Raw genomic sequence first — 24,497 nt, forward strand, 5'->3', positions numbered from 1 at the left:
ATTTATTCATTATGCCGAAACTTCAGTTATTTAACACCTTCCTTTTCTAGTTCTTTATAAAAACCCTTTTTATCTATAAATCCTATATTGGAAAAACTTAATTGATTGTTCTTATAAAAATGGATAACCGGTATAGCATCAATTTTCATTGATTTTGCAAGTCCTGGGTTAGCATCGATATCAATTCTAACCAATTTTACCTTGTCTGACATTTTACTTTCCATTTCTTCAAGATAAGGCTTCATTTTTTTGCATGGACCACACCATTCCGCATAGAAATCTACTACTACAAGCTTATCACTCTCCAATAATTCCTCAAAGTCATTTTTTGACATTCCTTTTGGCTCCGCTTTCTTTACGTCACCTTCTTCAGGAAGTCCTGCATTCCTCCACTTAAGCATGCCTCCATCCATTTCATAGACAGTAGTAAAGCCATCCGAACGCATTTTTTCTGCAGCCTCATGACTCCTACCTCCGCTCAAGCAATAAACATATACCGGTTTTGATTTATCTATTTCTGAGATATTATTCTCGAAATTATCATCGTTCCAATTTATATTTTTTGAATTGGTTAAGTGCCCGCTAGAATACTCTTTTGGCGTGCGCACATCAATGATAATCGGTGATTCTTCGGTGGATACTTTTTCATTAAATTCTTTAGGAGACAATACATAGGAGGCAGGCTTTTGGCCGGTGGCGCAACTGAACAAAGAATATGTTACTGAAAGTAATAGAAATATACGGAATGTATTCATGATATTTTATTGATATTAATAATTTTTTAAATATGTTTTTTGATCGTCCAGAAATTCGCTTTTATTTCCATCATTGATCTTAAATTTTGTTTTGATCGTCTTCCTTCCTGACTTGTCAGGAATAAAGACAGAAAAGTGCAGATGAGGTCCTGTAGCATAACCCACATCGCCACTGATAGCAATTAATTGACCAGCCTTTACTTCTTCTCCGATTTTCACCCTTGCACCGTTCTTTATAATGTGGACGTATTCAGCAAATGAACCATCTTGATGCTCTATCACGACATAATTATTATTTTCAGCACATTCAGGTCTTGCACACCGGCCAGAATTCCCTTGTTCTATCTTGACTACTTTGCCACCAAAAGCAGCATGGATTTCATCACCTATTTTCAGTCCAAAGTCTAAAGAATTTTCACCTCTATGAGTTTCTCGCCCATTATAACCTTGAAATATTTTATAGCTCAATCCAGATTTAAAAGGAAGATCAAGTAAGAGATTATCGTATTTAGTTTTTCCAAGATCCCCATAGACCGCCTTTGTCTTTACTTTAAAAGACATTTTTCTATTTCCTATTGCAGTTAGTTTTGTTACAAAATTTCTTTTACTTAAACCTGGCATAACTATGAAAAAATCCTTTCCGGCTGAGGACTCCATTTCAATTAATTCTGCTTCAAATAATAAAGATATAGTACCTAATTCTAGATTGTCAGCGTAATAAACGATATCATTCCCTTCTTTTTCATAATAAATAATTGTTTCCAATTTCTGAGCATTGAGAGCTACAGTATTGATAAGTAAAACAAAAAGTATTGATCTCATGATCAAAGAATAATTAGTTATGTTCTTTAATAGAAGAATTGTTGAAAAGTTTAATTATTTTGAAATGTTTAACTTATAAATAAAAAAAGCCACACCCATTTAAAATAAATGAATGTGGCTTCAATTTTGATCAAATAAGTTTATATTTTTTGAAAGGATTTCACACCGCTGCCATCAATTGTAGTGATCTTTAACCAATAAGCTCCTGGAGACAGAGCAGAAATATTTACACTATTAAGCTGATTCAGTTGTTTAGTCAGTACTCTGCCTTGTGCATCTATTACTTCGATTTGTTTTATCTTAAGACTGGTCCTAATAAATACATCATTCTGAGCAGGACTTGGATAAATATCAACCTGTTTAGCTATATCATTTACTTTCGTAGAAGCAAAGAGATCAAGATCTTCCTTTCTTCTTGGCAATAGCTGATATCCTTCTGTATAAGGAGAACTGCTGTCAAACTGACCTCCTATTCCTTTCACACTGAATGTACCTACAGGGGCATCTTGCGCAGAAAGCGTCGTAGTATTGACCACCCTTAGAAGAACATCTATGGATCCGTTAGTTATTGTTGCATTGAAAGTTGATCCTTTAACCCATTCTGAAGGCGTCTTAAGTGACATATCTGTGAACACAACAAGGTCAGACTCTGCAGATTCATCCAGGGCCAGCACTTCTCGTGCATCATGCAATGAGGCATTGGTGCTATTGACCCAGATCGTATCTATTAATATTTGTGTAAGTCCGTTGAATTGATCTACGGTTCCTCTTATTGTAACATTATCAGACTCTTTGACTGTATACCCAAAAGTTTTGCTTGGGTTAAAGATGCCAATTCCATCCCTAGCACCATCAATGATCGTAGAACTCAAACCAGAGGCTCTCATATTAACGCCATAGATTATTCCGCTTACTTCACATTTTTTTCCAAGAGAATCTGCTCCTCCATCAACATTCAAATCATCTACCTGACCAATGGTCCTGATAGGATAAGTGACAGCAGGTGGTTTTGCGATTACATGCACCTTGCCTTTCATTCCCGGGGCATGGGGATCGCAATGATAATCATAGTCACCCGGTATATTAAATTGATGACTATATTCATATGGCGCATCTGCTGGTTCACCACTTCTGAATGATTCAGGATTAGCAGGAAAAATATTTTGATTGCCATTAACATTGTGCATACCTTCTTCAAACTTCCATTTTACACTCTCTCCTTCATTGATGGTAATGTCAGCAGGTGTAAATTGAAAATTAGCCACAATTACAGTATTTGGATCTACTACAGATCCACATTCTGCAGTATTGTCAGTTCCTGGACTTCCAAAAACTTCATATCCATTCACGATAATACCTGTTCCGGTAGTGGCTATCCCCCAACTGGAAGGAGCATTTACATCTCCTGAGAGATCACACAATTCCATTGATGGCCCTTCCCCATCAGCTTCCGGCACCCAACCTAATCCGGAATCTCCAAATGCAACAGTGGCAACAATACCTCCTGCTCCATTACTTAAAGTTAATGTTTCACCACCGTTATTAAGACTACCACTTTTCCATTGATGCGGCAAAAAACCAAAGACGATCTTAAAAGATGATGCTTTTTTCGCAGATACAAAATATCCATGTGCAGGAACTACATCATTGACACCAAAGGAATCTACGACTCCGGAGGTCATAATATGTCCCGCAAGTGAATAGTCTGTACCGGAAGTGTTTGCGATCTCGTAATACTCAAGAGAATCGTCGCCTGATTCAGGCGGATTGTACATGATCTCAGAAATGACTATTGAATTTTGGGCAGAAGCCATTCCGATCATGAATAAGTAAATGAAAAGAGAAGTAAATAATTTTTTCATAAGAAATATGTTTTTAGAATTGATAGCAAATGGTAAGCCTTAAAACTGATGTTAATTCAAGAATGCTTCAAGCATTTAGAAAAGGTGCAGTTGTTATTTTGATAGGTAAAATTAAGAATTTTTTTTCAAACAAAAAATTAGCTATCAAAATAAAGCCGAATAAGATCAATAGTGAATGAAACAAAGATGTTCTAAAAAGCAAGAGGCCACAAATTTTCATTTGTAGCCTCTTTATAATTTACTTTTATTAATTAAAAAATATACCTCGCACTTACTTGCATACCCCAAGTACTGGAAGTTGAATTGTTGTTTCTGAATGGTGTCGTAGCAAGTTTGCCATTGACTGTAGCCATTTGGAAAGTAGGAACGGTCGTCTTATTATCCACCACTTTCAGAAGTGCATAATTATATTGTGAACCAGCATTTAGCTCCTGATAAATACCCCAATCAGAGTTGATCAAATTAGCTAAGTTGAAAATATCAAGACCTAACTGCAATGTATGTTTCTTCTTGCCATCTTTACCACCTATTGAAAAATCCTGTAAGAATTTAAGGTCAAAGCGATTTGCCCAAGGGAATATACCAGAGTTTCTTTCCACATAGCCACCACGAGCTTCTTTAAGTTCAGGTACATTATTCACAAAAGCATCAAATGCTGCAGCCTGATCAGCTGCAGAGAAAGTAACGTCACCAACTTTTAGGTCAACAAAAGTTAATTCTGAAGCGCTTTGTGGGATATATAACAGATCCAGTGAAACACCGTCTGCATTGACATCTCCACTATAAGTATAAGCATATCTGAATGCATTCGATCCATTATAATATAAACCTATTGTAGTAGCTAAAAATCCGGCATACTCTACTCTGTAAGAAAGATTACCTCCTACTCTATTTGGCACTGCATATTGTGATAAACCGATCAAAGATTCATTTGGATCATTGACAGAATAGTTGTTACTCCATGCAGAGCTGGCAGATGATCCAGGATTACCGGTAATATCTTTTGATTCAGTGTAGCTATAGAATACACCTGCAGAAAATCCACGTACATTATTGATATTAGCACCAATGGTAGCAGAAAGTGAATATCCTTCATCTGTATTAGTCAATAGTGGAACAATATTATTTAGAGAAGTATTCTTATTGAATTTTGCATTTGCAGAACTACCCCAATAATCTCTGTTATCACCTGAATATGCTAATTTTTGCGTTGCCGGATTTCTGTTTACGTTATACTGCATTACTCCATTAAGATCTTTAGAATAGATTACATCTCCTGTCAATACTAAAGGAGTGGAAGGAACCTTGAAGTCAACTCCAAAGTTAGATCTCCAAATCTGTGGCATTTTAAAGTCAGGATCGATAAGCGCAAGACCACCCGGAGCTTTAGTGCTTGGTGTCTTAGGGAAATTCTCAGGCAATGCATTTGGCCAGAAATTAGGATCAGCTTCAAAATGGTCGATTTTTGCCAAAACTGAAGATGAAACCGGCTCAAAAGTGTTTTGAATAACTCCAGCATTGGTTGGCATATTTGTAAACCATACAAAAGGAATATTACCTGTGAAAATACCTGTACCCCCTCTTAATTGCAACATTCTGTCACCAAATACATCCCAATTCAAACCTAGACGCGGTGAAAATAATGGAACTGACTTAGGCCATTTTGATGTAGTATATTGAGTCACGTTGCCATCAGGACCTCTAAAATTCAGCGTGTCTACAACAGGATTAGAAGGTGGCGTATCATTAAATAATGCCATATCTGCTCTAATACCAACGGTAACATTAAATCTGTCTGTCACTGCTATTTTGTCTTGAAGATAAATCCCTGCCAGACCAAATTTTACCCGTGCATATTGATCCTGTCCATCATACAAGTATGTAGTACCGTATGATATCGGTGCTGCATCATTGACAAAATCATCAACAGAGTTGTATCTGTAATAAGAAGATGCAAGTCTTTGATAACTGTTGGCAAAATCCATATATTGATAACTTAGCCCTGCAGTAAATGTATGTTTACCCATAAGGTATGTAAGGTTATCTGTGGCAATTATATTGTTGTTGATCACATCATTATTATAAGAAAACAACTCTGTTCCAAAACTCATATAGTTGCTAAAACTAGATGAAGTAGTAGTTCCATCTCCTATATCAACAAATGGGAACAATGATCCGGGAGTACTTCTTGTATCCTGAATTTTACTGTATGTCACGATCAATTGATTACTTAAATTATTGGAAAGTCTCGTATTCAGTTCAGCTGCAACAGAACTCACCGTATTCTTAAAAGAATAATTTGCATTCTCGAAAGCTATGGATTTATCTGAGATCCTATTGTTACCTGAGCGCGGATTTGGTCCTGAGTTATTGTTAGTGCCCTGGTCATTTGTTCCTTGCATGAATGAATATCTTGCAGTCAGGGTATTCTTATCATTGATGTTCCAATCTAACCTGGCAAGAGCCTTATAGTTCTGATTGTTATATGTTGGAGCATAATTTTCATAAGCTCCCGGATCATAATTATACTTAGATTTTAGGTAAGAAGATACTCTGTCTAAGTCTACTGCTGTAGTTCTGGAAACATTTGGCTGTCCGGTATTAGTACCTCTGTCAGCCACCCAAGCATTTCCATTACTTTCTCTGTTTTCTGTTTCAAAGTTTACAAAATATAGTAATTTATTCTTAACAATTGCACCTCCTAATCTGGCTCCATATATTGTGGAGGATGAACGTGCATTTTCATTAATTTCAAAATCTTCCACTTTCAACCCTGTAAATGATTTAGGTCTGAAATAAGCATACGCTGAACCATGTAGTTCATTAGTACCACTTCTGGTTACAGCATTGATCCCAGCTCCTGTAAAACCAGTCTGACGCACATCGTAAGGTGCGACATTGACTTGGACTTCTTCAATAGCGTCCAATGAAACAGGCTGATTTCCACCTCCTGGAAGTGGGTCTCCACTTAATCCAAAAGCATTATTTAGGTTAGCTCCATCGATCTGTATATTGTTATATCTTCCATCACGTCCTGCAAAGTTGTTTCCGTTTGCCTGTGGAGTGATTCTTGTAAAATCGGTCAAACTTCTGCTCAATGTCGGCAGCCTCTCAAGGGTCTGTCGGTTAATGTTTGTGGAAGCACCAGTTCTATCACCATTGATTATGGCATTTCTGTTGCCTGTGATGACCATCTCGTCCAATTGAGTTGAAGTCTCAGCTAAAACTACATTATTAACCAATACATCTCCAAGAGCAAGATAAATGTTTGAAGTCTTGTTGGATTCAGACCCTACAGAAGTTACCTCCAAAGTATATGGTCCTCCTACTCTAAGATTGACTAGGCTATAACGCCCATCAGTCTGAGTAACTGTTCCATAAACTGTACCGGATGGTACATGAGTTAAAACCACTGTCGCACCGATCATGGTCGCGCCGGATGGATCTTTGACTACGCCTGTAATTCCGGAGGTTGTGACCTGGGCCATCAAACCGGAAGTGCAGATCATTAACAAAAATAAAATTGTACTTTTAATATTCATGATTTACTAATTTTGGTTCAAAAAAAGCAATAAATTTTCCCAAAAATATATATTTAAGTTAAGTTATTGTTAAATAATCTATACATAATTTTCATATATATGCCAATATACTGAACATATGCTAAGTATACATTACATTAAAATAAATACTTTATAAAATTGCAAAGATTATTGTGGGAAAAATTCAGGGCTTCAATTAACACTAGAAAGCCACCCCAAGAGAAGCGATAAGACGCTGTGGATTATCTGAAAATGAATAATTTTTATTGCCAAATTTGATATGATTGCCAAATTTTGAGAAATTTCCCTCGTACCTTAAGTCAATAGTTAGGATCCAAAAATCAAAACCCATTCCGGCCTGCCACCCCCAAAGTAACTTTTTGAAATTTTCTTCATAGCCATCTATTTTAGTAAGGTCAGATGTACTATTGAGATGTAAGTGACCCACTGGACCTACATTCAATCTTAATGCTCCAGATTTAAAACCGATCATCAACGGTATATCCAGATCTCGGAATGTTTCACTAGCGAGCAAAGTATCAAGTGAATTAGGTAAATTTCCTGAAAGTTTATAATTGACTTTAGAAGAATTTAATAAAAATTCCGGTTGAATTATCAGCTTATTGATCTTAAGCTGAAGCGTGATGCCACCATGAAATCCAACTTCAGTGTTTGTAATATCTATCTTGAATGAATTTGGGTCACTGATCAACAATTCCTTTATGCCGTAATCTGCTTGACTTAAACCAACTTTTATTCCAAACTTGAAGCCAACCCCTTGACCACTGAGATTCAATGAGATAAATGCAAGAGCACAAATCAGAAATAATGACCTCATGTTAGTTTTAATTTAAATAGTTGGATAGTAATATATTACATGTTATAGCAAAGTTATATCTTTTAATTAATCTGACAAATTATTTGTCAAAAAAGATTAATTTCTTCTTTAATATCAAAAAGAGATCATTCAAATATTCGAAACAGACCCCAAAAACCAATTTTGTTATTAAACGTTTGGGATAGGAATATCTTGTATAAGCATGTATGTTATGACATCAAGTAAAGGTGTTAAAAAAATTTAATACTTTTGTCCCTCAATAAATATTCCAACCAAGGAAAACAATTTGTCAACACAATTAAATATAAAATTCATAGGAAGCTTTACCGCGCTATCCCAGGTACCTAAATCTGAGTTTCCTGAATTTGCATTCATAGGTAGGTCTAATGTAGGTAAATCTTCATTGATCAACATGTTATCAGGAAAAACACACATTGCCAAAGTATCTAATACACCAGGAAAGACTCAACACATCAATCTCTTTGACATAGATGGTCAATGGAATATTGTGGATCTTCCAGGATATGGGTATGCTAAATCCTCAAAGGCCAACCGTGCGACATGGAGCAAGATGGTAACTTCATACCTCACAGGCCGGGACAACCTTTCCATTTTATTCGTACTTTTGGATAGCAGACTTCCAGCTCAAAAGATTGACATGGAATTTATGGCATTTTGTGGTCAGAAGAATATCCCTTTTGTAATAATATATACGAAAGCGGATAAATCTTCTTTTAATCAATTAAATAAACAACTGGCTGAAATTCAAAAAGTCCTGTTACTTTCGTGGAATACATTACCTGAACAATTCATTACTTCGTCATCAAATAAAACCGGTCGGGATGAGATCCTTGATTATATTGACAGTATAAATGAGCAACATAGAGCAAAATAATAATATAGGAAACCCTATTACGCCGGAAAAAAAACAAACTTTTCCCCCTTTGATTGAACAGATCTCTGATTGGCCAATTAATAAATTGACTGAAGATAGGGACACTTTCGTCAAAGAGCTCGAATACTATACACTGCAGAACCTAAATCGTAAGTCACCTGACTTTATAAAAGAACTAATCCAGAAAACAATTTTTCAGGAAAAGATCCGGATGAAAGAAGAACCTTGGCGGATAGATCCACCCAACGACAGAATATTTTGGAATAGGGTAAGGAAAAAGATAGACGTTACTGAAATTGATTCTCCCTCAGAAAAACAAAATAATATACAGGAAGCCCTGAAAATGGTCATTCACAGATATGCCGAAGAAATTGTAGGTACCTTCAATGTGAAAACCTTTAAATTGATTCGAACTGTTCTGACTTCACTTTTTAAAAGATTATTGAATAAGGGAATTAATATTAATTCACAAAAAGCTGATAAAGTCCTCCTGGACAAGCTGATGATATATGGTCCGATTGAACAAATAAGGTCAATCGCCACTAAAGGAACTGTGATATTACTTCCTACTCATTCCAGCAACCTTGATTCCATTCTTATTGGATATACGATGGACTACAAATTAGGTCTACCGGGACCTGCCTATGGAGCAGGTTTAAACCTGTATAATTTTGGCCCTGCAGCATATTTTATGAATAGATTAGGTGCTTACAGGGTGGACAGAAGAAAGAAAAACGCAATTTACCTCTCTACATTGGCAGGTATGTCGAAGCTTTCAATTCAAAAAGGAACTAACTCATTATTTTTTCCGGGTGGAACACGTTCAAGATCCGGGGAATTAGAAGATAAATTAAAACTTGGCTTGTTAAGCACTGTTATTGAAGCACAACGCAGTATTTATGATGAAGGAAGAGAAGACAAAGTATTTGTCGTTCCGTTGGTGCTTTCTTATCATTTCGTGCTTGAAGCAAAAAATCTTATTGAAGATTTCCTTAAAAAAACAGGAAAAGAGCGATATACAAAATCCAGAAATGAATTTACTTCTGTTCGCAGTTGGACTAAGTTTATTTATCAGTTTATCTCCAAAGGAAGTGATATCACTATGTCTTTCGGAAGACCAATGGATTGTATCGGCAATTTTGTTGATAATGATGGCCATAGTTTAGACAATAGAGGGAATCTCATAGATATAAAGGATTATTTCATAAGTGATGGCAAATTGTCAACCAACCATCAACGGGAATCCGAATACACTAAAAACCTTGGAAACAAAATAGTTGAAAGGTATAAGGCAGAAAATATAGTGCTGAGTAGCCATCTTGTTTCTTATGTCGCATTCCAGCTGTTCAAAGAAGCAAATAAGAATCTGGATCTTTTTGCACTACTTAGCTTACCTGAAGATGAATATTTCTTTTCAAGGGATAGCTTTGTAGAGCAATCCAGGATTGTAATTGAACTTCTTAAAGAAAAGGCTTCCCAAGGGCTCTTAAAACTCCCGGAGATTTTTATAAAAGATACGATTGATATTGTACTTGACGGAATTGCCCAAATAGGGACTTTTCATTCAAGTCGCCCAATCACCGTCCATAAAAATGGAGACTTTTATAGTCAGGATTTCCGCCTTCTTTATTTTTATAACAATAGATTGGAATCTTATGGCTATCAGTCAGAGATCAAGTGGAATATCTTACCCGTAATATATCAAGTAGATTAAATGCATTACATATTATATGATCTTGAGGCAACGTGTTGGTTAGGTAGACCCCCTGTAGGCAATAATGAGATCATAGAGATTGGTGCATACAAAGTGAATGGATATGGCGAAGTAGTAGGAATTTTCAGTGAATACGTAAAGCCGGTTCATAACCCTACCCTATCTGGTTTTTGCAAAAAACTGACAAGTATTCAACAGCATAACGTCGATACTGCCTATAAATTTGACAGAATTATCGAAGAATTCATGGAATGGTTTGGGTATGATGAAGATGAATATTATTTAATTTCGTGGGGAGAAAACGACAAGCAGCTATTTAGACAAGATTGCGAATTATATAATATTGAACATTCCTGGCTAAAGAATTGCGTCAATCTAAAACCTTCTTATCAGATATTAACTGGTATGAATAAACAAATTGGTTTAAAAAAAGCAATAGAAAGAGAAGAGATTGACTTTGAAGGTCAACAGCATAGAGCGATCAATGACGCCTTTAATTTAACAAAACTTTTTATAAAACATTTTGATAATTGGGAACTTTAACAAGCTATATTTGCTTTTTGAATCGAAATAAATTGAGTTAATCATTATAGAAAAGCACTTGCTTTTAAAAAAATAATACATACATGAGAAAAATTAATCTAATTATTTGTTTAGTAGCTTTAATGTCTACAGCCTCTTTTAGTCAATATATTAAAATGGGCGTTAGCTCCGTGAAAGCCGAAAATGCTGAACAGCAGCAACAGATGGAAGGCACGCTAAAAACAATGAAAATGGAAACATTTGCGAATGATGACCAGGTTAGAACAGATGTCAATATGATGGGTGGAATGGTCGTAATGAGTACTTTTACCAACCCTAAGACAGATGAATTTATAATGTACATGGATATGATGGGTAATAAAATGAAAGTAGTTCCGACAGCTGCTGAACTTACTTCATTTAAATCAGAAAATGATAAGAAAGGTTCAGACTTTAAAATTGTTGAAGTCCCTGGGGATACAAAAACAATCCTTGGATTCAACTGCAATAGATTTAACATTAGCAATGGTGATGGAATGAATTTTATATTGTACGTAACTAAAGATATCAAGATTAAAGCCAACAATATTCAAGGAATGGAAGGTGTAAAATTTGATGGATACCCGCTTGAATACTCTATGGAGGCAATGGGAGCTAAGATGACCTTTACTGCTGAAAAATTCGAGAAGACCTTTGATACGGCCAAAATGACTCCACCGACAGGTACTTATAAGGAGGTTAATTTTACAGATTTCAAAAAGCAAATGCCGGGAATGTAATTTTCTCAAAGTAAAAATAAGAGCGTCTCCGGGCGCTTTTTTTATGTCATAAATTTTTCCTTATCTTGGTCTCACTTTCAATCTTTCAAGAATAAACTATTTTGGATAAAAATATTTGGCTTATAAGGCATGGTGAGACAGCACTAAATGCAAAAAACATAGTTCAAGGTCAAGGCATTAATGAGCCTCTGAACTCAAAAGGAATACATCAATCAAAATTATTCTGGGAGTTTTATAAAAAGGAGGATTTTGACCTTGTCTTATATTCAGATTTAATCCGTTCTCAACAAACAATCAAACACTTTCTGACGAAACCAATACAGGGCGTAGAATTAACTACATTGAAAGAGATCAGTTGGGGTATCAATGAAGGTTTAGCTACTTCAGAGGAAGTATTACTTAGATATAATCACGCAGTATCTAGTTGGCAAAATGGTAATCTGGACGAAAGGGTTGAAGGAGGTGAAAGTGCCAAAGAACTTGGACAGAGATGCCTTTTTACTATAGATTGGTTAAAGCAAGTAGAAAGAAAGAATATATTGATTTGCTCACATGGAAGAACAATTAGAGCATTGGTCTGTTTACTTTTGGAAAAACCACTTAGCAGAATGGAAGAAGTGAGCCACAAAAACCTCGGATTATATAGATTCTTATTTCAAAATGGCAAATGGACATGCTCTGTGAAAGATGACATTACACATCTTATTCCATAACATACTTTATTCTATAAATAACTATGATAAAGGTCTCTGCAGTAAGCTACCTTAATACCAAACCTATGTTATACGGGATTTTTAATCATCCCGTGTATGAGCATATCGATCTGTCACTTGATGTTCCTTCTATTTGTGCTGAAAAATTCATTCACAATAAGGTAGATATCGCACTTATGCCTGTGGGTGCATTGCATGGACTTGAGGACTACGATATTGTTTCAGATTATTGCATCGGCACCGATGGTGATGTCAGGACAGTATGTTTGTATAGCGATGTACCGATGGAAGAAATTGAAACAGTTTTTCTCGACTTTGATTCCAAAACCTCAGTCCTTTTAGCTCAATATCTTTTAAAGCATTATTGGAAAAAAGACGTAATCTATCTTCCCGGACCGGAGGGCTTCGAAAGCAAAATAAGCGGCAGAGCTGCAGGTCTGATCATAGGCGATAAGGCACTGGATCAGGAATTGAGATCACCCTACATTTATGATCTTGGAAGAGCTTGGAAAGAAATGCATGACTTGCCTTTTGTCTTTGCAGTCTGGGTTAGTAAGAGTCATTTGAACCCAACTTTTATTTCAGATTTTAATGACGCTCAAGCACGTGGCATCTCAAGAATTGACCAGTTGGTACAATTGATGGCCAATACTCGAAAACATTTTGATCTGGATGAGTATTATACCAAAAACATAAGCTATGTCCTTAACAAGGATAAAAGAAAAGCACTTGATTTATTCTTATCATTGACCCGTCATACCATTGACTCAACCACAACTAATTAAATGAAGGAAATACTTACACTAGGAGCTTTAAAAGCTTCCGGATATACATATACGACAATAAAGCAGGAACTTAGGAATAACCTCATCACCAAACTCAAAAATGGCGAAAAGGTATTTGACGGCATTTATGGTTTTGAAGACACTGTACTTCCCGATTTGGAAAGAGCTATTCTTTCAGGTCACAATATTTTATTATTAGGACTTAGAGGCCAGGCAAAAACAAGGATCGCCAGACTTACTGTCAATTTACTCAATGAATATATTCCGATAGTAAAAGGAAGTGAATTGAATGAAGACCCATTGCATCCTCTCACTAACCAAACTAAACAACTTATAAAAGAATTAGGTGATGATCTACCCATTGAATGGTTACATCGTTCCGATCGCTTTTTAGAAAAACTTGCGACACCGGATGTAAGCATCGCCGATCTGATCGGAGATATTGATCCAATAAAAGCTGCAAACAATAAGTGGAGTTATGCAGACGAAAGATCTATTCATTTTGGGTTGGTTCCAAGATCTAATAGGTGCATATTTGTTTTGAATGAATTGCCAGATCTGCAAGCCCGAATACAAGTCTCACTTTTAAATATTCTTCAGGAAGGTGATATACAGATCAGAGGATATAAGTTGCGTTTGCCGCTTGATATTCAATTTGTTTTTACTGCCAACCCTGAAGATTATACAAATAGAGGTAACATAATTACACCACTTAAAGACAGAATAGACAGTCAGATCCTGACTCATTATCCTGACCAGATAAGTGTAGCCAAATTGATTACATTACAAGAAGCAAGGATTCCCGCTGACGTAAAGGAAAGCGTTTATCTATCTTCTTTTGCTCATAATTTGCTTGAAAGAATTTCATTCGTAGCCAGGGAAAGTGAATATGTGGATGAGCACAGTGGAGTTTCTGCCAGACTAAGTATTTCCGGACTTGAAAATTTATACAGCTCAGCATATAGAAGGCTTTTGAAATCAAAACATGATTCAACCTTGATCCGAATTGTTGACTTCATTGGTGTGATCCCTTCTATTACCGGTAAGGTAGAGTTGGTATACGAAGGTGAACAGGAAGGGCCATACAATGTGGCTTTAAACTTATTTGGATCTGCATTAAAAGTAGAATTTTTGGCAATATTCCCTGATCCGGAAAAGAACTTGAAAAAAACTGAAATCGATGTTTACCTACCTGTTAAAAAATGGTTTAGCAAAGGAAATTCTGTAGAATTTTGGTACAACGACACGGATGATGTAATTTTAGAAAAACTATCCGCCATAGATGGATTGCATGATCTTGTCGTAGAAAAGATCAAAAATAAGAATGAATCTATATTACTTATGGAGATCGTGCTGCATGGTCTTGCCGAATTAAACATTATATCGAGAGAAATGCTTGATGACAAAATCAGCTTTAATGATGCTCTTGCTGACATGTTTGATGATATATTAAATGACGATGATTCCTCTTTAGATTTTTAATAAAAAATAAAAATATGATGATAGAAATAAATCCGTACAACCCGGATACAAGGATGATCAATAGCGTGATCGAAAAAATGAAAGACGGAGCAGTAATTATCTACCCTACAGATAGTGTTTACGCCATGGGATGCGACCCAAACAGTAAAAAAGGGGTAGAGAAAATGTTCCAGATAAAAAATTCTGATCCTGCTAAAACACCACTGACGTTTATGTGTGATAGCATATCTATGGCGTCTGAATATGCCAATCAGATATCAAACAGTAATTTCAGGTTTATAAAAGATCATACTCCCGGGCCATACACTTTTATTATGACGGCTACTAATAGCTTGCCAAAACTTCTTCATGTAAAAAATAAAACGTTTGGATTTAGGATTCCTGATCATCCAATTTCAACAGCTTTGATCCAGGCATTAGGACGTCCAATATTGTCCAGCTCGTTAAAAGCAATTGATCAGGATGATGAAAATAAATTTTATTTGGATCCTGAGGAGATTTTTTCTGACTATTCACTCCTTGTTGACGTCATTATAAATGGAGGACCTGGTTTGTTAGAGCAAAGTACGATCATAGATCTTACTTCTGATGAACCGATCGTGATTCGTGAGGGTAAGGGAAGTGTTGAAACAGATTAAATATTTAAATATATTATTTGGCAAACAATGTAAATAACATTTCTTTCGTTCCAAGAAAGTGACAAATATTGTAATTAAATTGCATCCTGAAATAGTTATATGAAGATTTTACAACTTTGTAAAAAGTTTCCCTATCCGATGATAGATGGAGAGTCGTTGGCTGTAAACTACCTAAGTAAGTCATTGGCTGAACTAGGTTGTGAGATCACACTTTTGACGATGAATACCTCCAAACATTATTACGATATACCGGTCGTCTTACCTAAAGAGTTGTCACATTATGCAGACATACATTATGTAGATGTCAACAATGAAATTAATATTAAGGGGGCATTTCAGAATCTTTTCAGTAGGGATTCTTATCATATAAGTCGCTACAGATCCCGTCAGTTTAAAGAAAAATTGATTGAATTACTTCAAAGGGAAACCTTTGATGTAATTCATCTTGAGACCTTATACCTTACGCAATTCATAGATACCATTCGGGAACATAGTAAAGCCCTTATTGTATTGCGCTCACACAATGTCGAATTTGAAATTTGGGAAAGACTATCTGAAAATCAGGTAAGTTTTGTCAAAAAACATTATATGTCTTATTTGACAAAAAAATTGAAGCGTTTTGAATTAAAACAAATTCAACACATTGATCTTTTGCTTGCCATCACTCAAAGAGATCTCAAGACTTTCAGGTCTTATGGATATCTTCAGTCAGCCAAAATAGTTCCAGTAGGTTTGGATACTTCCGATTATCTTGCAGTAGATAAAAATATATACAGTACGCCGACTTTGAGTTTTATAGGCTCCTTAGATTGGATCCCAAATATTGAAGGACTAGAATGGTTTTTAAAAGATATTTGGCCTCAATTGATCAGAAAATATCCTGAACTTACTTTCCATGTAGCCGGCAGAAACATGCCGGATTCTCTAATAGAAAGAAAAGAGCCAAATGTATTTTTCTATGGTGAAGTGCCGGATGCCAAAGCATTTATCAATAATCATCCAATCACTATCGTGCCTTTATTGTCTGGAAGCGGCATGAGAGTTAAGATCTTAGAAGGAATGTTCCTGGGACGGATTGTGATCACCACTTCACTTGGACTTGAAGGAATCAATGCACAACATAAGAATCAGGTCCTTGTGGCTGATACGGTTGAAGAATTTGTAAAAGCTGTAGAATTTTGCTTTGAACATCCAATCCAAACTCAAAACATAAGTCATAGAGCACAGGTCTTTGCAGCTAAAAACTATGACAATCTGGAGATAGGTAAAGAACTCTTATCCTTTTACAGAATGAAAAAAGAACTAATTACAACCTAGTTATTTATTTACCTTTGGCATTTATGAATGTATTAAAGGCGCAAAAACAAGCTATGGAAGAACATAAATATGAGATAAAAATACAGGTAGGATTAGATGCTGACAAAATGCCAGAGTCGCTTTCATGGGAAGCCTCTGGAAATGATGAAGCCGGAGAAAAGCAAGTCAAAGCATTTTTTTTATCCATGTTTGACAGTGAGACAAAAGATACTTTAAAGATCGATCTGTGGACCAAGGATTTTCAAGTAATGGAAATGGATAGATTTTTTTATCAGACTTTCAGAGCGATGTGCGATACTTATCATAAATCTACACAAAATGATGCCCTAGCGAATGATATGAGACAGTTTACAAAGTATTTTGGTGAAAAAACAGGTATCCTTATTCCTGAATAGTAATTTAGATAAAATGATTACCTTATTCCATATTTGAATCAATGGAATTATTTTTGACCAATCGATTCATTGCAGCATAATAGATAAGGTACCACTCATCATTGCTTTTAGCAAATCTTCTCTCCATACCAAATTCATTGTTTTTTAGTCTAATTTTTTCAATGACGATGGAAGAATCCATTGCAAATAATTCTCTTGTATAGTCACCGTTTGGATCTGTAAAAGGTTTATGAATTTGCCAATCTTCTTTCATCCATTTGAAGTCAGGATCTGTCAACTTACCCTCACTGGCCGGCATACCCTCCAGCGGAAAAATAATGTGTTCCATTTGATATAAACTATCATCATGAAATTTATCATAAAATTGAGTAAAATCTTTAGGTAGCTGATGTACGTTGGAAATTGATCCGGTATTTTTTTTACAAGAGCATATCAATAATAGTAAACAGAAGAAATATAATTTCATTGTCTAGACTTATTTTTCAAGGTTTAGTTAAAATCTGTTTCAATATAGGCATTTCGATCTTTTACTATAATAGCTGGATATGCCCAACTTACGACAAATCCATTAATGATAGAAAAATTTATTTTAAAAAATAATATAGTATCTCCACGTTCGACGATACCCCTTCCCCACCCTTGATTAAAGGATTCAGCAGTAAAGTTTACAGCAATTTGTGTTCTAAATTCCAGTTGACCCAACCCATCCACTTTGTAAAGAGATTCCTTGCTCGACCAAATCAGTGTAAACCATATTACCGGATCAATACCCTCAGGAACTTTCATCTCTTCAATGCTGCAAAATTTTGATGTTAATCTTAGAATCCGCTTATCAATCCACTCCAGATCGACTCCATGATCTAACGATGCAGTGCTCAATAAAAGCATATTTTTTGAATGAGAAATAGAAATTTTCTCATTATGATTTATAAGAAAGGGCTTCCCATTTGATGTTTTTTTCATCAATGGGTTTGCGCCTGATAGATATTTTTGCAGTAAAAACCGCTGTACAATGTATTCGAATTTACGCTTACCCAATATTGAGGAATATTCTAGATCTTCATCAGAAGTTAATTTCACCTGCGGCTCAAACCATTCAAGTGGTTCATTTATCTCCCAAAGGTAGAGATTAAGATCATTAGTTAACGATGGTATTAAAATATTTGGCATAAACTGAAATGAGTCATTAAACTGACCAAAAGGCATCATCAACGTCAAAAGTACATATATTACAGTTTAAATTTATTGCAAAACTTAATCCCACCTTAAACATTTAATAAAAGTCTATCAAATCCTATTCCATATTTATAACACTAAAAAACTGATCCTGAAGGAAATTCTTAATATCACTTATCAAAATACAAGAGCAGGTAGCCAATCCATGCTTTTTGCTTTGTGCAATGATCTCACAGGAATAGGGTTTTATTCCTCCGGAGGTGATGGTAATATAATTTATTGGCCAAATGCCATCGTAGATGAGGGCATCATGATAGCTCGTTCGATGGGTCAGGTAATGTGTTTATATCTGGATGAGCAATATAATAGATTACTTGTCGGTTCGCTAGACGGACATCTAACAGTGATAGATACTAAGGACCACAGTTTATTATATAGAAACAAGGTAATGAAAGGCGGAATCTTTGATTTTATAAAAAATGATACAGGTTGCTTCATGGTTGGCGATGACGGTGCTGTAAGTCAAATCAATGAAAAAACATACCAACCTTTTAGAGGCCTGCAAATCTCTCATAGCAGGTGCAGGGCCCTGTGCAACATTAATGAATATATGTATGCAGGAGTTACTGAGGGTAAAATTTATAAAATAGACCCATTAAGACTAAACGAACCAATTGTATCTAATAGCAGTCATAGCGGATCTGTCTTTTCTCTCTTGGGATTTGAAGATTTTATCTATTCATCAGGAAAAGATGGCAAGATCATCGCCTGGAATAAAAAACTGGAAAAAATTGATGAAATTCAAGCACACAATAGTACAATCAATTCAATCTGTATGCTTGGTGATTCAGACATCATTGCTTCGGCCTGCAGAGATGGAAGCATCCGTCTGTGGCAGGCAGCAACATTGGAATTATTGAAAGTAATAGACCTATACCTCCATTCTGGTCATTTAAGATCTGTCAATAAACTATTATGGAATGACCATGCGAAATTGTTAATTTCTTGTAGTGATGATAAGAAAATAAAAACATGGCAAATTGATTAGTATTGCCTCTATTCCATCTTAGGAAGAGATGGCTCTTCGTATTTCATTCCATTTACTTTTGTAAGAATTGATTTATTCATTAACCAAAAATCGAGATTTTTCATATCTTTTTTTAGGGTGATTACCGCTTGGATATTGTCAATTTCGACTTTCATCGAATCATTTTCAAAACCTGTAGTGCCGACGCCATTTTTGATCCACCAACTTCCCCATTGGCCCATGGACATCTTCCATTTATTTGTTTCTATCCTTTCTATATTGAATGAATCATTAGCATTGAGCATAACAAATGCAAGTAAGCGCTTATTCTTCCTGATATCCATTTCGCTATCTCTCAGCAGACTCAAACCCTCAGTCAAAGCAGGAACATCATCTGAGAAATTAGTGTACATCCAAAAGCCGTTATAGCTGTCAGGTACGTTAAGTAAGATAAAATTTTTCGAAGATTTATATAATTCTGAACCGCTATCCATAATTCTGGTTGATGAAACAGCAGAATCACCAAGCATTTTTATTTGCATTGTCAGAAAATAGGAAGATATACAAAAGAAGATACCAAATAGGGATATCTGTATCCATTTAGGAAAAACTGAAATAAGCAACATGTAGAGGATGACAAAAAATGTAAGTGAAATGAATACATATCTGTCAACTTCAAACCAGGATAACATTACAAAATAAGAATTGCATACGGGTGCAAAGAACAAAGCAAAGCCACATAATAGAAAAAAACCAACTATGAGCTTTGAACGATTTTTATTTAAAAGAATGAAAACAATACCAATGATAAGGAATAAGCAAGCTAGTGTATTAACAGGTTTATTCAGAAAAACTTCATAAAAAGACATCTTTATAGTATGTGGCCAATGTCTTGCAAATAATAAAGTTTTAATAAATGCTTTTACCACATAGGTCAAACTGTGAAATCCAAATGCAAGGTGACTTGCAGCTTTATAATGGCCTATAAAAACGCCAAGAATCAATTTGTTCATCAATAAATAGAATCCTAAAAAAGCTCCACTTGGTATCCAGGTCCATAAAGCTTCTTTTTTGACCAATGTCCATGACTTTTCCATGTATGCTTTTAAAAAAAGCAATAAAGCAAAAATACCAGGGACAAACATTCCAAATTCTAAAGTGAAGCAACTGATGATAAAAAAGAGTATTGCCTGCCATCGAAGCGATGCGCGTCCTTCAATGAGAAAATCGCAATATTTTATTAATGCACACAAAATAAAGGTCACCACCATCGGATAATGCAGACAAGCCTTCCATGTCAGGCCTTCAGACAAATAGGGATTGACAAGGTACAAGAGCGATGCCCCAATAGCTATCATTCCTACCTCCAAATTCATAATATTAAACAATTTTCGGGCGAAAACCCCAGTCAGATAGCTGTTAAATCCATGAAATATGGAAGCGATCAGAAAGAAGAAAATATTTTCCGGACCGAAATAATGAACAATGAAATAGGTTACATAATGCAGTACATATAATAAGGAACCGTAGTGAAAAGTGAGTAAAATATCCATCCACTCATTTTTCTTATAGGCATCCAGATATCCGAAGTAATCGCTCGAATAACCCGCATGATAGGCAGGAGCATATATTAATAACGAAGCAAGTACAAAGAAACCAACGAGTAATTTCGTATTTGAAAGGTATTTTTCGTAGGACGTTTCTGCCATGACTGATGTGTGAATATTTATTTTGGAACTGCAAGGTAATAAAAGTAATATTTCCTGAATACTTATGGTATACAGCTTGTGTATAACTTATTACACAACAACTTATATATTCTAATAAATAATTTATAAAAAGATGTATACGATTATAGTAGTTGATTTATATTTGGCAGATTCCTAAATCATAAGGGTGCAAGTAAGGTGATAGGTGATGAGTGATCGTCTATCCGGTGAAATTATTCTTACTTCTAATTCGCTTATGCGTAAACTTCTGCAAAATCTAAATTTTTAGAATAATCTAATTCATCTGAAATTGAGCTATTCTGCTAGGCCCCACATTTTTCTTTTCAAAATTTATATAGAAAACTTACTTCATCTTACTTAATCTCAAGATCAATAATAGATTTCTCTCTTCTAACTTTCAATTTAATGGGCTCATCAAAATTAATCGTTTTCATAGCTCGCTCCAAATCAGCTGCTCTCTTAATCCGAACATTATTTAATTCGACTAAGATATCATCGACCTTAACACCTGCAGTCTCAGCACTTGAGTGTCTGGTGATTTCAATAATTCTCCATGCTTTATCAGACTTATCCTCTATTAATTTCATACCCAACGATTTTGGGGAGGATGGATTAGAATCAACTTTATTTATCCTTCTTCGATCATTTTCTACTCTGGAATTCCGAAGACCAAATACAATTTCTTTACTTACGAGGTTATCCTTTCTAATGTAATCAACCGTGACGGCGTCTCCAGGGTTTTTAGATTTTATATACTCAGCCAGATCTGCATTGTTTTTAATATTCTGATCCTCAAATTTAACGATTACGTCACCTACCCTTATGCCAGCAAATCTAGCAGCGCCATCGCTTCTTATCTCTATAACTTGAACTCCTTGCGCTACATCAATAGTGACAGCACCTAACATAGGTCCGGAAGGGTTCGCTATACTTCTTGCTTTTTTACTATCTTCGACTGAAAGGCCATATTCAGATATATTCCTTACATCCGTCCCTGTTTTTTGCCTGGTAATATTTAGTTTAACTCCGGCCTCCGCAGGACTTTTGCCATTGATAAGAATATTATTACCATCAACTTCAACTGTAAATTTAGTAAGTTCAGATCCTTCAATGTTGATCTGTACAGTTTCCTTAACATCTGATTGTGCAATAGCGATGGTAGGCAATAAAAATGCACCGATAAAAAAATTCAGAACTAAAAATTTAACTAAATTCATAAAAAACTATTTAATAGAATGAAGGAAGATGAGGTAAAATAGATCTTAGAATTATCAATGATGCATTCCACCTATATTGCAATATTACATATAAAAACGTTTCCTTTCGCTAATTCGTTGGTTTTTCATTTATACATAAGAAAATTCAAATTATTACTAAAATAATAATATTAGACATTCGTATATCATTGATATATAATAATTTATAATTTTTTATTAAAAATATGAAAAATAATTATATATATAAGTAAAAATGAATTTATATTTGACCAAGTTTATGAGCCAAACACAATATGTTTAAGAATCCACTTTTCCACATCGGCAGATACATCAACATGATGAGGTTAGTATTTTCTAAGCCTGATAGATTTTCTATGTTTTGGAAAGAGCTGGTTCGACAAATGTATGATATCGGCATTGGATCACTTTTAATCGTTGCTCTTATTTGCATCTTTATTGGCGCCGTGACTGCGATTCAGTTCAATTACCAATTGGACGGCACCCTTGTTCCAAAATATTATATCGGGTATATCGTAAGAGACATTACTCTTATAGAAATGGCACCAACTATCACTTGTCTTGTATTGGCTGGAAAAGTAGGATCTAATATGGCATCGGAGATAGGCGGTATGCGGCAGAAAGAGCACATAGACGCCATGGATATAATGGGTGTCAACACTTACAGTTTCCTTATCGGACCTAAATTATTAGCAGGACTTTTTGTTATTCCTATGCTAGTCACAGTTGGGGCCGGTATTAGTATACTTGGGGGCTATCTTGCAAGTGTTCCTACCGGACTTCTATCCAATGAGCAATATATAAGAGGTCTTAATTCTTTCTTTTTGCCTTTTAATGTAGCACTGATGCTCATCAAGGCGATCGTATTTGCTTTTATCCTAACTACAGTATCATGTTATCAAGGATATTATGTCAAAGGAGGAAGTATTGAGCTAGGGAAGGCAAGCACACAGGCGGTAGTGGTTAGTGATATTCTAATTTTACTTTCTGATTATATCCTTGCATTATTATTAACCCAATAGCCACGAAATTATATGATCAAAATAGTTGATATCAAGAAGGCTTTTGGAGAAAACGAAGTCATAAAAGGAATAACAACCACTTTTGAAACGGGTAAGTGCAATCTTATAATTGGCCGGAGTGGTGCAGGCAAAACTGTTTTACTTAAGATACTTGTCGGTTTAATTCAACCTGACCAAGGAGAGATCTGGTTTGATGACATTAACGTCCTTAAGTTGAATAAAAAAGAAAACCGGAAACTACGCAATTCAATGGGCATGCTATTTCAGGGCTCTGCCTTGTTTGACTCTATGAGAGTTGAAGAGAATATCAGATTCCCTTTGGACATGTTTTCTAACATGACTAAAAAAGAAAAAGATGCTAGGGTTGATTATTGCTTGGCCAGAGTAGACCTGACAGGTACTAACAAATTATATCCTTCAGAACTTAGTGGTGGTATGCAAAAACGTGTGGGTATAGCCAGGGCTATAGTATTGAGTCCATCATATCTTTTCTGTGATGAACCCAATTCAGGACTAGATCCAAAGACCTCCATCGTCATAGATAAACTGATAAAGTCTATCACGGAGGAATTAAACATCACGACTGTCATTAATACGCACGACATGAATTCAGTTATGGAGATAGGCGAAGAGATCAATTTTCTTGCTGATGGAAAATTGGTTTGGCAAGGATCTAAAGAAGATGTTTTAGACACTGATAATGAGCAATTACAAAATTTTATATTTGCTTCCCCTTTCCTTCAAAGATTGAGAGAGAAAGCGTTCAGATAAAAAAAGACCCGTAGATTGCCTTTGCAATCCCGGGCCTGAAGACTAAGGTCTCAAAATAAGAAAACTACTTCTTTTCGCCTACGGCGATATATCTTTATATTTAAAAAATTAATATATATATTTTATCTATACTATACTAACCCTATTTCAAATAGATTTGTTTCAATTAATATTGAATTTCGCTGGTCATTTCCAACACTATTAGGGTATGCAAATATAATGCCAAGAATTTTATCGGCACTAATAATGATTTATTTAAATATGTTATTTTTTAAATAATTATATGTATGATTGAAATATTTTAAATAAAAATAGCAATAAACGATATTAATATTGTAAATAATTATCTATTATTGTAATAATAATTTTATTTTTTTAATTATTATTTTTGCAAACACTACCTTTATTATTAGACTTTAAGAATTGATAAACTTGAAAATAATATCACACAAAAATTTAGATTAACAATATTTTAAC

22 protein-coding genes are annotated in these 24,497 nt (G+C 35.2%); 13 read left to right on the top strand and 9 right to left on the bottom strand.

Features of this window, described 5'->3' with window-relative positions; all coding sequences use genetic code 11:
• Positions 1-26: 26 nt before the first annotated feature.
• The 5 genes from IPI15_RS11570 to IPI15_RS11590 form a co-directional block, all read right to left on the bottom strand.
• Positions 27-755, bottom strand: coding sequence for a thioredoxin domain-containing protein (locus IPI15_RS11570; RefSeq protein ID WP_287403961.1), 729 nt, complete (start codon positions 753-755; stop codon positions 27-29).
• A 15-nt stretch (positions 756-770) separates the two neighbouring features.
• Positions 771-1,577, bottom strand: coding sequence for a M23 family metallopeptidase (locus tag IPI15_RS11575; RefSeq protein WP_287403959.1), 807 nt, complete (start codon positions 1,575-1,577; stop codon positions 771-773).
• Positions 1,578-1,717: 140 nt separating this feature from the next.
• Complete coding sequence (locus tag IPI15_RS11580) at positions 1,718-3,439, bottom strand: plastocyanin/azurin family copper-binding protein (RefSeq protein ID WP_287403957.1); 1,722 nt, start codon at positions 3,437-3,439, stop codon at positions 1,718-1,720.
• Between the two features lie 251 nt (positions 3,440-3,690).
• Positions 3,691-6,981 (bottom strand): TonB-dependent receptor, encoded by a 3,291-nt coding sequence (locus IPI15_RS11585; protein WP_287403955.1) that lies wholly within the window; start codon positions 6,979-6,981, stop codon positions 3,691-3,693.
• A 202-nt stretch (positions 6,982-7,183) separates the two neighbouring features.
• Positions 7,184-7,819 (bottom strand): outer membrane beta-barrel protein, encoded by a 636-nt coding sequence (locus IPI15_RS11590; RefSeq protein ID WP_287403953.1) that lies wholly within the window; start codon positions 7,817-7,819, stop codon positions 7,184-7,186.
• Positions 7,820-8,105: 286 nt separating this feature from the next.
• Here IPI15_RS11590 and yihA point away from each other — a divergent pair, with 286 nt between their 5' ends.
• From yihA to gldC, 10 genes are all read left to right on the top strand, one after another.
• Positions 8,106-8,714: a ribosome biogenesis GTP-binding protein YihA/YsxC gene (gene yihA, locus IPI15_RS11595; protein ID WP_287403951.1), complete on the top strand. Its 609-nt coding sequence runs from the start codon at positions 8,106-8,108 to the stop codon at positions 8,712-8,714.
• A complete protein-coding gene (locus IPI15_RS11600; protein ID WP_287420427.1) occupies positions 8,692-10,428 on the top strand; it encodes a 1-acyl-sn-glycerol-3-phosphate acyltransferase in 1,737 nt (578 codons plus the stop codon). The genes yihA and IPI15_RS11600 overlap by 23 nt, the downstream gene beginning before the upstream one ends.
• Entirely contained in the window at positions 10,429-10,971 is a 543-nt protein-coding gene (locus IPI15_RS11605) for a 3'-5' exonuclease (RefSeq protein WP_287403947.1), read from the top strand.
• Between the two features lie 83 nt (positions 10,972-11,054).
• Positions 11,055-11,729 carry a hypothetical protein gene (locus tag IPI15_RS11610; protein ID WP_287403945.1) on the top strand — a complete coding sequence of 225 codons (675 nt, stop codon included), beginning with the start codon at positions 11,055-11,057 and terminating at the stop codon, positions 11,727-11,729.
• Between the two features lie 101 nt (positions 11,730-11,830).
• Positions 11,831-12,442 (top strand): histidine phosphatase family protein, encoded by a 612-nt coding sequence (locus tag IPI15_RS11615; protein ID WP_287403943.1) that lies wholly within the window; start codon positions 11,831-11,833, stop codon positions 12,440-12,442.
• Between the two features lie 23 nt (positions 12,443-12,465).
• Positions 12,466-13,227 (top strand): menaquinone biosynthetic enzyme MqnA/MqnD family protein, encoded by a 762-nt coding sequence (locus IPI15_RS11620; protein ID WP_287403941.1) that lies wholly within the window; start codon positions 12,466-12,468, stop codon positions 13,225-13,227.
• Positions 13,228-14,709, top strand: a complete 1,482-nt coding sequence (locus tag IPI15_RS11625; protein ID WP_287403939.1) for a sigma 54-interacting transcriptional regulator — start codon at positions 13,228-13,230, stop codon at positions 14,707-14,709.
• A 14-nt stretch (positions 14,710-14,723) separates the two neighbouring features.
• On the top strand, positions 14,724-15,347 hold the full coding sequence (locus tag IPI15_RS11630) for an L-threonylcarbamoyladenylate synthase (RefSeq protein WP_287403937.1): 624 nt from the start codon (positions 14,724-14,726) through the stop codon (positions 15,345-15,347).
• A gap of 99 nt (positions 15,348-15,446) precedes the next feature.
• The gene (locus IPI15_RS11635; protein ID WP_287403935.1) at positions 15,447-16,664 is read left to right on the top strand and encodes a glycosyltransferase family 4 protein; all 1,218 of its coding nucleotides are present in this window, start codon (positions 15,447-15,449) and stop codon (positions 16,662-16,664) included.
• 23 nt (positions 16,665-16,687) lie between these two features.
• Complete coding sequence (gene gldC / locus IPI15_RS11640; protein WP_287403934.1) at positions 16,688-17,059, top strand: gliding motility protein GldC; 372 nt, start codon at positions 16,688-16,690, stop codon at positions 17,057-17,059.
• A 22-nt stretch (positions 17,060-17,081) separates the two neighbouring features.
• Here the strand turns inward: gldC and IPI15_RS11645 are convergent, their stop codons facing one another.
• Both IPI15_RS11645 and IPI15_RS11650 read right to left on the bottom strand, forming a co-directional pair.
• Positions 17,082-17,525: a hypothetical protein gene (locus tag IPI15_RS11645; protein ID WP_287403933.1), complete on the bottom strand. Its 444-nt coding sequence runs from the start codon at positions 17,523-17,525 to the stop codon at positions 17,082-17,084.
• A gap of 23 nt (positions 17,526-17,548) precedes the next feature.
• Positions 17,549-18,229, bottom strand: coding sequence for a 4'-phosphopantetheinyl transferase family protein (locus IPI15_RS11650; RefSeq protein WP_287403932.1), 681 nt, complete (start codon positions 18,227-18,229; stop codon positions 17,549-17,551).
• Positions 18,230-18,440: 211 nt separating this feature from the next.
• Here IPI15_RS11650 and IPI15_RS11655 point away from each other — a divergent pair, with 211 nt between their 5' ends.
• Positions 18,441-19,283, top strand: coding sequence for a WD40 repeat domain-containing protein (locus tag IPI15_RS11655; RefSeq protein WP_287403931.1), 843 nt, complete (start codon positions 18,441-18,443; stop codon positions 19,281-19,283).
• Between the two features lie 8 nt (positions 19,284-19,291).
• On the opposite strand, the gene IPI15_RS11660 is transcribed toward IPI15_RS11655, so the two are convergent.
• Together IPI15_RS11660 and IPI15_RS11665 are read right to left on the bottom strand one after the other, a co-directional pair.
• Positions 19,292-20,971 (bottom strand): hypothetical protein, encoded by a 1,680-nt coding sequence (locus IPI15_RS11660; protein WP_287403930.1) that lies wholly within the window; start codon positions 20,969-20,971, stop codon positions 19,292-19,294.
• 374 nt (positions 20,972-21,345) lie between these two features.
• The gene (locus IPI15_RS11665; RefSeq protein ID WP_287403928.1) at positions 21,346-22,209 is read right to left on the bottom strand and encodes a PDZ domain-containing protein; all 864 of its coding nucleotides are present in this window, start codon (positions 22,207-22,209) and stop codon (positions 21,346-21,348) included.
• Between the two features lie 293 nt (positions 22,210-22,502).
• Here IPI15_RS11665 and IPI15_RS11670 point away from each other — a divergent pair, with 293 nt between their 5' ends.
• Both IPI15_RS11670 and IPI15_RS11675 read left to right on the top strand, forming a co-directional pair.
• Positions 22,503-23,249, top strand: a complete 747-nt coding sequence (locus IPI15_RS11670; RefSeq protein WP_287403926.1) for an MlaE family ABC transporter permease — start codon at positions 22,503-22,505, stop codon at positions 23,247-23,249.
• Positions 23,250-23,261: 12 nt separating this feature from the next.
• The gene (locus IPI15_RS11675) at positions 23,262-24,020 is read left to right on the top strand and encodes an ABC transporter ATP-binding protein (RefSeq protein WP_287403924.1); all 759 of its coding nucleotides are present in this window, start codon (positions 23,262-23,264) and stop codon (positions 24,018-24,020) included.
• The last annotated feature ends 477 nt before the right edge of the window (positions 24,021-24,497 follow it).

Origin of the sequence: Candidatus Brachybacter algidus (assembly GCF_016707225.1) — a bacterium.
In the GTDB taxonomy this organism is placed as follows: domain Bacteria; phylum Bacteroidota; class Bacteroidia; order Chitinophagales; family Saprospiraceae; genus Parvibacillus; species Parvibacillus algidus.

Coding starts and splice junctions, on each gene's coding strand:
- IPI15_RS11575 (WP_287403959.1), bottom strand. CDS start 1,577: ATGAGATCAATACTTTTTGTTTTACTTATCAATACTGTAGCTCTCAAT.
- IPI15_RS11610 (WP_287403945.1), top strand. CDS start 11,055: ATGAGAAAAATTAATCTAATTATTTGTTTAGTAGCTTTAATGTCTACA.
- IPI15_RS11655 (WP_287403931.1), top strand. CDS start 18,441: ATGCTTTTTGCTTTGTGCAATGATCTCACAGGAATAGGGTTTTATTCC.
- IPI15_RS11585 (WP_287403955.1), bottom strand. CDS start 6,981: ATGAATATTAAAAGTACAATTTTATTTTTGTTAATGATCTGCACTTCC.
- IPI15_RS11620 (WP_287403941.1), top strand. CDS start 12,466: ATGATAAAGGTCTCTGCAGTAAGCTACCTTAATACCAAACCTATGTTA.
- IPI15_RS11630 (WP_287403937.1), top strand. CDS start 14,724: ATGATGATAGAAATAAATCCGTACAACCCGGATACAAGGATGATCAAT.
- IPI15_RS11600 (WP_287420427.1), top strand. CDS start 8,692: ATGAGCAACATAGAGCAAAATAATAATATAGGAAACCCTATTACGCCG.
- IPI15_RS11650 (WP_287403932.1), bottom strand. CDS start 18,229: ATGCCAAATATTTTAATACCATCGTTAACTAATGATCTTAATCTCTAC.
- IPI15_RS11670 (WP_287403926.1), top strand. CDS start 22,503: ATGTTTAAGAATCCACTTTTCCACATCGGCAGATACATCAACATGATG.
- IPI15_RS11645 (WP_287403933.1), bottom strand. CDS start 17,525: ATGAAATTATATTTCTTCTGTTTACTATTATTGATATGCTCTTGTAAA.
- IPI15_RS11570 (WP_287403961.1), bottom strand. CDS start 755: ATGAATACATTCCGTATATTTCTATTACTTTCAGTAACATATTCTTTG.
- IPI15_RS11605 (WP_287403947.1), top strand. CDS start 10,429: ATGCATTACATATTATATGATCTTGAGGCAACGTGTTGGTTAGGTAGA.
- gldC (WP_287403934.1), top strand. CDS start 16,688: ATGAATGTATTAAAGGCGCAAAAACAAGCTATGGAAGAACATAAATAT.
- IPI15_RS11675 (WP_287403924.1), top strand. CDS start 23,262: ATGATCAAAATAGTTGATATCAAGAAGGCTTTTGGAGAAAACGAAGTC.
- IPI15_RS11580 (WP_287403957.1), bottom strand. CDS start 3,439: ATGAAAAAATTATTTACTTCTCTTTTCATTTACTTATTCATGATCGGA.
- IPI15_RS11635 (WP_287403935.1), top strand. CDS start 15,447: ATGAAGATTTTACAACTTTGTAAAAAGTTTCCCTATCCGATGATAGAT.
- IPI15_RS11660 (WP_287403930.1), bottom strand. CDS start 20,971: ATGGCAGAAACGTCCTACGAAAAATACCTTTCAAATACGAAATTACTC.
- IPI15_RS11590 (WP_287403953.1), bottom strand. CDS start 7,819: ATGAGGTCATTATTTCTGATTTGTGCTCTTGCATTTATCTCATTGAAT.
- IPI15_RS11625 (WP_287403939.1), top strand. CDS start 13,228: ATGAAGGAAATACTTACACTAGGAGCTTTAAAAGCTTCCGGATATACA.
- IPI15_RS11665 (WP_287403928.1), bottom strand. CDS start 22,209: ATGAATTTAGTTAAATTTTTAGTTCTGAATTTTTTTATCGGTGCATTT.